Source organism: Microbacterium sp. MMO-56 (genome assembly GCF_037146215.1).
In the GTDB taxonomy this organism is placed as follows: Bacteria; Actinomycetota; Actinomycetes; order Actinomycetales; family Microbacteriaceae; genus Microbacterium.
Genome location: NZ_JBBCVW010000035.1, coordinates 1 through 7,350, shown reverse-complemented (window position 1 = coordinate 7,350; position 7,350 = coordinate 1). Strand labels below are relative to the sequence as shown.

Genomic DNA, 7,350 nt, shown 5'->3' with positions numbered 1-7,350 from the left:
CCCGCCGGATCGCCCGCGGCTTCACCAACTACGACAACTACCGGCTCCGCATGCTCCTGATCGCCGGCGGACTTGACCCCCTCACCCCCACCTAGAATGCGCAGAGCCGCAAAACCCGTCTCACGCAGTATGCGCGAGCAGTCGACCATGCGCTCCGGCCCGTTCTCAACGGTGAGTCGATCCCGCTCATCCTCGCGGCGACGGAGCCGTTGGCATCCATCTATCGCGGCGTCAGCGGCTACGCGGGGCTCGCTGCGGAAGGTATTCACGGGAATCCCGACGAGTTGACCGAAACGCAGCTCGCCGAAGCCGCCCGCGCGGTACTCGACGGCATCTACGACGCCGAGCTGGCGGAGCTCGCCGAACTGTTCCGCGACAGGCGGAACACCGGACGAGCAGCCACCGATCTCAGCGATCTCGCGCGGGCGGCAGCGTTCGGGATGCTCGACACGCTGGCGGTCGACATGGACGCCATCGTGCATGGGCATGTCACCGACGAGGGCGACCTTGTCCTCGAAGACGTCGATGGCTTCCCGACCCCGGGTCACGACGCCATCGAGGAGATCACCCGCCGGGCACTCGCAACTGGCGCTCGAGTTCTCGCCGTACGCGGCGCCGATCTTCCGGAGAGCGTGCAGGCCGCGGGAATTCTGCGCTACGCGCTGTAGACGGTTCCAAAGCCCCGCGGACTTCGCTGAGCTGCAACCCGAACCGAGAGAAGGACGCGCCAATGTGTACTCGTATTCTGTGGAACCGCTCGACGCCGTACGTTGTGGCCCGCACCATGGACTGGCCCGACTCGACGATGCCTGTGCTCACGGTCCTCCCACGCGGACTCACGCACGACGGCTCACTCGTCGCCGGGCAACCGATCACCGACAATGGCCTGATCTGGACATCCCGGTACGGTTCGGTCGTGACCACGATCTACGGCGTCGGTACCGCCGATGGATTGAACGAGAAGGGCCTCGGCGCGCATCTGCAGTATCTCGAAGGCACCGACTTCGGACAGCGCGATGCGGAGGTTCCGGCACTTGGAGCTCACCTGTGGGCGCAGTATCTCCTCGACATGGCGGCGACGGTCGAGGAGGCCGTCGCTCTCCTCGACCACGTGCAGCTTGTGATGATGGAGTCGCACGGTCACCGCGCGACGGCCCACCTCGCGATCGAGGATGCCACAGGAGACTCGGCCATCATTGAAGTGCTGGGCGGGGTCGTGACCGTGCACCGCGACCGGCGTTTCACCGTGCTGACCAATGAGCCGCCCTTCCTCGAGCAGGTGCGACTGCTGCGCGAGCAGGACTTCTCAGCACCGAACGACCGATCGCCCCTCGACGGCAACGTGAACCCCGAGGCCCGCTTCCAGCGCGCCGCGTACTTCACCAACCTGCTCCCGCACCCTCAAGAAGAACGGGAAGCCGTCGCCGGGGTGCTCGCGATCGCGAGGAACGTGTCGATCCCGTTCGGCGCGCCGTACGAGGGATTCGGGCTCTACAACACGGAGTACCGGACGGTGGCGAACCTCACTGCTGGACGGTACTACTTCGAACTCACAACGGCGCCGAACGTGTTCTGGGTGACCCTTGCCGAACTGGACTTCTCCGTCGGCGCTGCCGTGGGCTCACTCGACCCTGACGACATCACCCTGACCGGCGACGTCAGTGCACTATTCCGAAGCGCTCCCGCACCGTTCTAACCAGGCGTCTAGCGCAACGGTTCCGGTCGTTCGAGGTCGCGTGGATCGAACCGAATCCCCTACGTGTAGGGGTGAGGCCAGATCGGGAGCCTCGTTACTCTGGCCGCGGCAGCTGCTTTCAGACTGCAGATTGGATAGCACATGTCATCGATAGCAGCGGCAAAACCGGACAAGTCCAAGGGGTTGCTCAACCGGATCGAACGCATCGGTAATGCGGTGCCGAACCCGACGATCATGTTCGTCTACCTGATCCTCTTCATTGCTGTGCTCTCGGCGGTGCTGTCTTGGTTCAACATCAGCGTGACGGACGACGTTGTCGTCCAGGTGCCGAAGGATCAGTTCCATCAGATCAACGAGCAGATGGGTGGCTCATGGTCGATCTACGACTCGACCACGGGACAGCCCGCCGACGTACCGGACTTCGTGATCAAGAAGGAGACCTTCGAGATCCGCAACCTGCTCTCGATCGACGGCATCCGATTCTTCTTCAGCAACTTCGTCGACAACTTCGCCGGATTCGGCGTGGTCGCCGTGGTGCTCGTATCGATGGCGGGCGTCGGGGTCGCAGAGGTCGCCGGGCTCATGGGCGCGCTCATCCGCAAGACCGTCAAGGTCGCGCCACCCAAACTGGTCGCCTTCATCCTCATCTTCGTCGGCGTCCTGTCCTCGGTTGCCACCGACGCCGGCTACCTCATCCTGGTGCCGCTCGCTGCGGTGGCGTTCAAGACCGTGGGTCGCAACCCTCTCGCAGGACTTGCCGCCGCGTTCGCAGGCGTCGGAGCCGTGTTCGGCGCGAACTTGCTCATCACGCCGTCCGACAGCATGCTCACGGAGATCACGAACGAGGTGCTCTCGAAGGCAGGGATGCCGACCATCACGGTGACCCATAACTTCTACTTCAGTATCGTCTCCGCCATCGTCATGTCGGTCATCGTGCTGCTGGTCACCGTCTTCATCACCGAGAAGCGCCTCGGTCCCTGGGATGCGGCGGAGAGCAGCTACACAGACCCGGACGCCGCGATCGACCACACCGCCGAGGGCCGCGGACTGAAGTTCGCGGGGTGGGCGCTCCTCGGATACCTGGCCGTGATCGCGCTGCTGACGTTCCCACCGGGTGCACCGCTGCGCGACCCGGAGGCAGGCGCCATCATCGGCACAACCCCGTTCATGTCGAGCCTCATCTTCATCATCTCCCTCGCGTTCCTCGTATGTGGCATCGCGTACGGCGTCGGCGCGAAGACGCTCCAGGGCGGAGACGCGACAGTCGGCGCCATCGCTAAGACATTCGGCAGCCTGGGCGGGCTGCTGGTGATGTTCCTGATGATCGCCCAGTTCATCGCACTGTTCAACTGGACGAACATGCCCACCGTCGCTGCGGTATCGGCTGCGGATCTGCTCGAGAAGGCGAACGTGCCCACGGTGGTTCTGCTCGTTGCCTTCATCCTGGTGATCGTCGTGCTCGACATCATCCTTCCTGGGCTCCTGCCGAAATGGGTCATCTTCGCGCCGGTGTTCATCCCGATCTTCGCGTCGCTCGGCGTCGCACCACAGACGCTCCTCGCCGGCTACCGGGTCGGAGACTCGCCATTCAACGTCATCACCCCGCTGATGGTCTATCTGCCGTTCATGGTGACGATCGCCCAGCGGTACAAGAAGAACGCGGGCATCGGCACGATCATCGCCCTGATGATGCCATACGCGATCACGGTGCTCGTGGCCTGGACCCTGCTCTACGTCGGCTGGTTCCTTCTCGGCATCCCCTGGGGACCCGACTCACCTGTCAACGTCCCTGCCAGCTGAGCTCTCTTCTCGAAAGGACCCTGCCGTGAGTACCCTCTCCGTTGCTCCCTCCCTCCAAGCTGAACTCGACATCCGGGTTGTCGCGCAGGACGCGACCATCGTGGCCGACGCGCTGGCAGTTCCCGTCACGACCGACGGACCAGTGCCTGATATCCTCGGCGTCGACCTCGAAGCGCTCGAGCGAGCGGGGTTCACGCCGAACGTGGGGCAGTCGATCTCGTTCCCGTCGTCCCGGCCGCCCGTACTCGTCGCCGTGGGCGTCGGTACGGTGATAGATCTCGATACCGCGCGGCTGCGGGATGCCGCCGCCGCATTCGCATGCGCTGTACCGAAGGACGCAAAGCTCGCCACTCGAGTGCCTGTCACGGGCGGGCTGCGGGCGGATGATGCGGCCGCGGCCATCGTCGAGGGCATCGTGCTTGCGCGCTACCAGTTCTCGCTACGCAGCGAGCCGAAGGGGCCAGTCCCCGTCACCTCTATCGTCCTCGTGGCCCCTGACGGTGAAGAGACCGCGGTTGCCGAAGGCGCGGCGAAAGGACTCGCCACCGCGCGGGCTGCGGCATTCGGGCGAGACCTCGCCTCCTGCCCCGCCGGGATCCTCACCGCCACGCGACTGGGCGAGCTCGCGCTCGAGGTCGGGGCGACAGCTGGCCTTCACGTGGAGGTGTTCGACAAGGCGGCGGTCACCGAGATGGGCCTTGGTGGGCTGCTCGGCGTCAACAAAGGCTCGGTCGAGGAGCCGCGCATGATCGTGCTCAAGTACGTCCCCGAAGGGGCGCCAACGGGACACCTCGCCCTGGTCGGCAAGGGCATCATGTATGACTCCGGCGGCATCAGCCTCAAACCTGGTGACCTTGCGCATTCACAGATGAAAAACGACATGACCGGAGCAGGCGATATTCTCGCCGCGATGTCCGTGCTCGCCGAACTCCGGGCGACGACCTCTGTCACCGGGTATCTGATGTGCACCGACAACATGCCCTCCGGATCCGCAATGCAACTCGGTGACGTGCTCACCATGCGCGGAGGCAAGACCGTGGAGGTACTCAACACCGACGCTGAAGGCCGACTCGTCATGGCAGACGCACTCGTGCTCGCCGTCGAGGAGGGGGTCGACGCGATCCTCGACATCGCAACGCTCACCGGTCAGGCGCTACGCACGCTCGGTGAAGATGTCGCCGCAGTCATGTCGAACTCGGACGTCTTCGCGGCCCAGGTGGCCGCCGCAGCCGAGACGGTCGACGAGCCAGTCTGGCGATTGCCGCTCGTGCGCCGCTACCGAGAAGAGCTCGATTCCGATATCGCCGACCTCAAGAACATCGGGGGAGCGAACGCCGGATCGATCACCGCAGGGCTGTTCCTCGAAGAGTTCGTCGGGGATACTCCGTGGGCTCACGTCGACATCGCAGGCACGGCGCAATCCTCCACGGCACGCCGGTGGATCAACCGAGGACCGACTGCGTTCGGCGTCCGGCTCCTGATCCAGCTCGCCCTCTCCTTCCGCCCGCCCGAGAGCAGCTAATGCCCGGCGTACGGCGGGTCGGGCAAGCCTCCACGACCCTACTGGTCTGCCTGGCAATCGGGCTCGGCACTGCAGGGTGTGGCGCCGTCGAACTCCCCGAGCGAACAGCACGTCCGACCATTTCACTGCCCACCAGCCTGCCAACGCGAGACCCAGGTGGTGGATCGCAGGAGGGTGCTGGCGAGGAGGCAACCGACCCCGCCGCGCCGCCAGCCGAATCATCCCCGGAACCCGAGCCCGAATCGTCCGCGGAACCCGCGCCCGAAGCTGGATCGGAGCCCGATCCTGGGGCCTTGCCCGAAAGCCCAGACGCAACCGCGCCCGAAGACGAGGAACGCAGTACACCTGACGAAATCCAGCCTGATTCGTCGCGCACCACATGGTGGCCTTTCGCGATCGTGCTGGTCCTTGGGGCCGCGCTCCTAATCGTGCTCGCACGTCGCGGCCATACAAAGCGCGCTTGGGACGAACGCCTTGAAGCCACGCATGCCGATCTTCGATGGCTCGAACAGACCCTCGTCCCGCAGGTTCTCGCACAAGCGACATCGGCCGAAGCCGGTGCCGCGTGGTCCGCCGGGAAGACACGCGTGCTGTTGATCGATGAAGAGCTGTACGCGTTGCAGACCGCGGACATTGATGAGAACCGTGTCCGGCGCGCGGCCGACGACCTGCGGGCCCTGCGTGACTTGGTGGACGCCGTTAACGTGGAGACTTCGGCGGATGAGGCCCTCGATGCTGAAAGTTTGCGAGTGCGGCGGGCCACTGTAGAGCTAAAGCGCGCTCACGTACGCGCCCGTCTGGGGGGCGCATAACGATGGAGACCACACGTCGAAGCATTCGGCGCCACATCTCAACCGGCGCGCTGCCTGAGCCTGGGATCGTGACCGACGTTTTGGAGCGCACCCACCGCAGATACGGCAGTGTCGAAGACGGGAACTTGTCGTCCGTGTACCCGGCCCTCGAGCGCGCCGACCCGGCGCACTTCGGCATCGCGCTGGTGGGCGCCACCGGGTCTGTCTACGAGGCAGGGGATACGCGGGTTCCGTTCAGTCTGATGAGCGTCGCAAAGCCATTTGTGTTCGCCCTCGTATGCGATCGAGTCGGGGCAAGCCGCGTGCGCGAACTCGTTGGAGTCGATGCAACCGGGCTGCCCTTCAACTCGGCATATGCCGTCGAGCGCAGCCAACACGGTCGCACCAACCCGATGGTGAACGCGGGCGCGATCGCCGTCACCAGTCTGCTGCCCGGCACGTCACTGGAGAGACGTTGGGAGGTCCTGGCAGAAGGCCTGTCGCTGTTCGCCGGGCGCGTTCTGGCGCTCGATGACGACGTGTTGAGCTCCGCTCGCGAGACGAACCTCCGGAATCGGGCGCTGTCTCTGTTGCTCGCTGAGACGGGCGCGCTTGAGGGCGACCCATTCGACGCGACCGACTTGTACACGCGTCAGAGCTGCCTAAGCGTGACAGCAACCGACCTTGCCGTCATGGGGGCGACGCTCGCAGACGGCGGAGTAAACCCCGTGACAGGCGACCAGGTCGTCAGCGGCGAGACAGCACGGGCCGCGCTCGCAGTCATGACCGTCGCGGGGCTCTACGAAGCATCCGGGTCGTGGCTGTGGGACGTCGGCCTTCCCGGCAAGAGCGGCATCGGCGGCGGGATTGTGACAGTGTCACCCGGCAAAGGAGCGGTAGGCACGTTCTCTCCCCGCCTCGACGCCGAAGGCAACAGCGTGCGCGGATGGCTGGCGACGCGCGCCGTCGCTGTGGAGCTCGGACTCGACATCCTTGCATCAGAACCCCTCGCGCAAGACCGAAAACACCAATGACGGGTGGAGCGTCGTGAGCAGCACACCTATTCAGCGCGAGGCGCTGGATTCGCGCCGTCGGCGAGAACGCCGTGCCTTGACGGCGTCACTGATCCTCTCCGTGGTGCTGGCGATCTCCGCGCTGGTCGTCGGGATCCTGGCAGGCATCCGCATCATCGTCTTCGACGGCGCATACATGGCGATCGGTTGGATTCTGTCCTGGGCGTCCCTAAGAGCCGCTCGAGCCGCAGCATCCGGACCCACGCGACGGTTTCCGTTCGGGCGGGACGCGCTCGCCCCGCTGATGGTCGTGATTCAGGGGCTGGCTCTGGCTGGAACGCTCGTGCTCGCATTTGGGGACGCTCTTGTAGTCATCCGCGATGGTGGAAGCGAGGTGAACGTCCTTGTTATCTCCATGGGACTGCTGCACGGATAGGTGACAGGTTGTAGTCACGCCGCCAGTGCGACGGTCGTGTTCATGATGGTCTCGAACTCGATGGGCGTCAAACGGCCCAGGCGGGCCTGCCG

At 65.0% G+C, this 7,350-nt stretch carries 6 protein-coding genes and 1 pseudogene; all 7 read left to right on the top strand.

Annotation, left to right across the window (positions count from 1 at the left end):
- Window positions 1–110: 110 nt before the first annotated feature.
- Window positions 111–668 (top strand): annotated as a pseudogene (locus WFI00_RS17595) (baeRF11 domain-containing protein); the annotation flags it as partial.
- A 62-nt stretch (window positions 669–730) separates the two neighbouring features.
- Window positions 731–1,696, top strand: coding sequence for a linear amide C-N hydrolase (locus WFI00_RS17590; RefSeq protein ID WP_336627554.1), 966 nt, complete (start codon window positions 731–733; stop codon window positions 1,694–1,696).
- Window positions 1,697–1,837: 141 nt separating this feature from the next.
- A complete protein-coding gene (locus WFI00_RS17585; RefSeq protein ID WP_336627553.1) occupies window positions 1,838–3,496 on the top strand; it encodes an AbgT family transporter in 1,659 nt (552 codons plus the stop codon).
- Between the two features lie 25 nt (window positions 3,497–3,521).
- Window positions 3,522–5,018 carry a leucyl aminopeptidase family protein gene (locus tag WFI00_RS17580; RefSeq protein WP_336627552.1) on the top strand — a complete coding sequence of 499 codons (1,497 nt, stop codon included), beginning with the start codon at window positions 3,522–3,524 and terminating at the stop codon, window positions 5,016–5,018.
- A gap of 293 nt (window positions 5,019–5,311) precedes the next feature.
- Complete coding sequence (locus WFI00_RS17575) at window positions 5,312–5,830, top strand: hypothetical protein (RefSeq protein WP_336627551.1); 519 nt, start codon at window positions 5,312–5,314, stop codon at window positions 5,828–5,830.
- A gap of 2 nt (window positions 5,831–5,832) precedes the next feature.
- Entirely contained in the window at window positions 5,833–6,843 is a 1,011-nt protein-coding gene (gene glsA / locus WFI00_RS17570) for a glutaminase A (protein ID WP_336627550.1), read from the top strand.
- A 13-nt stretch (window positions 6,844–6,856) separates the two neighbouring features.
- On the top strand, window positions 6,857–7,258 hold the full coding sequence (locus tag WFI00_RS17565) for a cation transporter (protein WP_336642387.1): 402 nt from the start codon (window positions 6,857–6,859) through the stop codon (window positions 7,256–7,258).
- The last annotated feature ends 92 nt before the right edge of the window (window positions 7,259–7,350 follow it).

Coding starts and splice junctions, on each gene's coding strand:
- WFI00_RS17585 (WP_336627553.1), top strand. CDS start 1,838: ATGTCATCGATAGCAGCGGCAAAACCGGACAAGTCCAAGGGGTTGCTC.
- WFI00_RS17590 (WP_336627554.1), top strand. CDS start 731: ATGTGTACTCGTATTCTGTGGAACCGCTCGACGCCGTACGTTGTGGCC.
- glsA (WP_336627550.1), top strand. CDS start 5,833: ATGGAGACCACACGTCGAAGCATTCGGCGCCACATCTCAACCGGCGCG.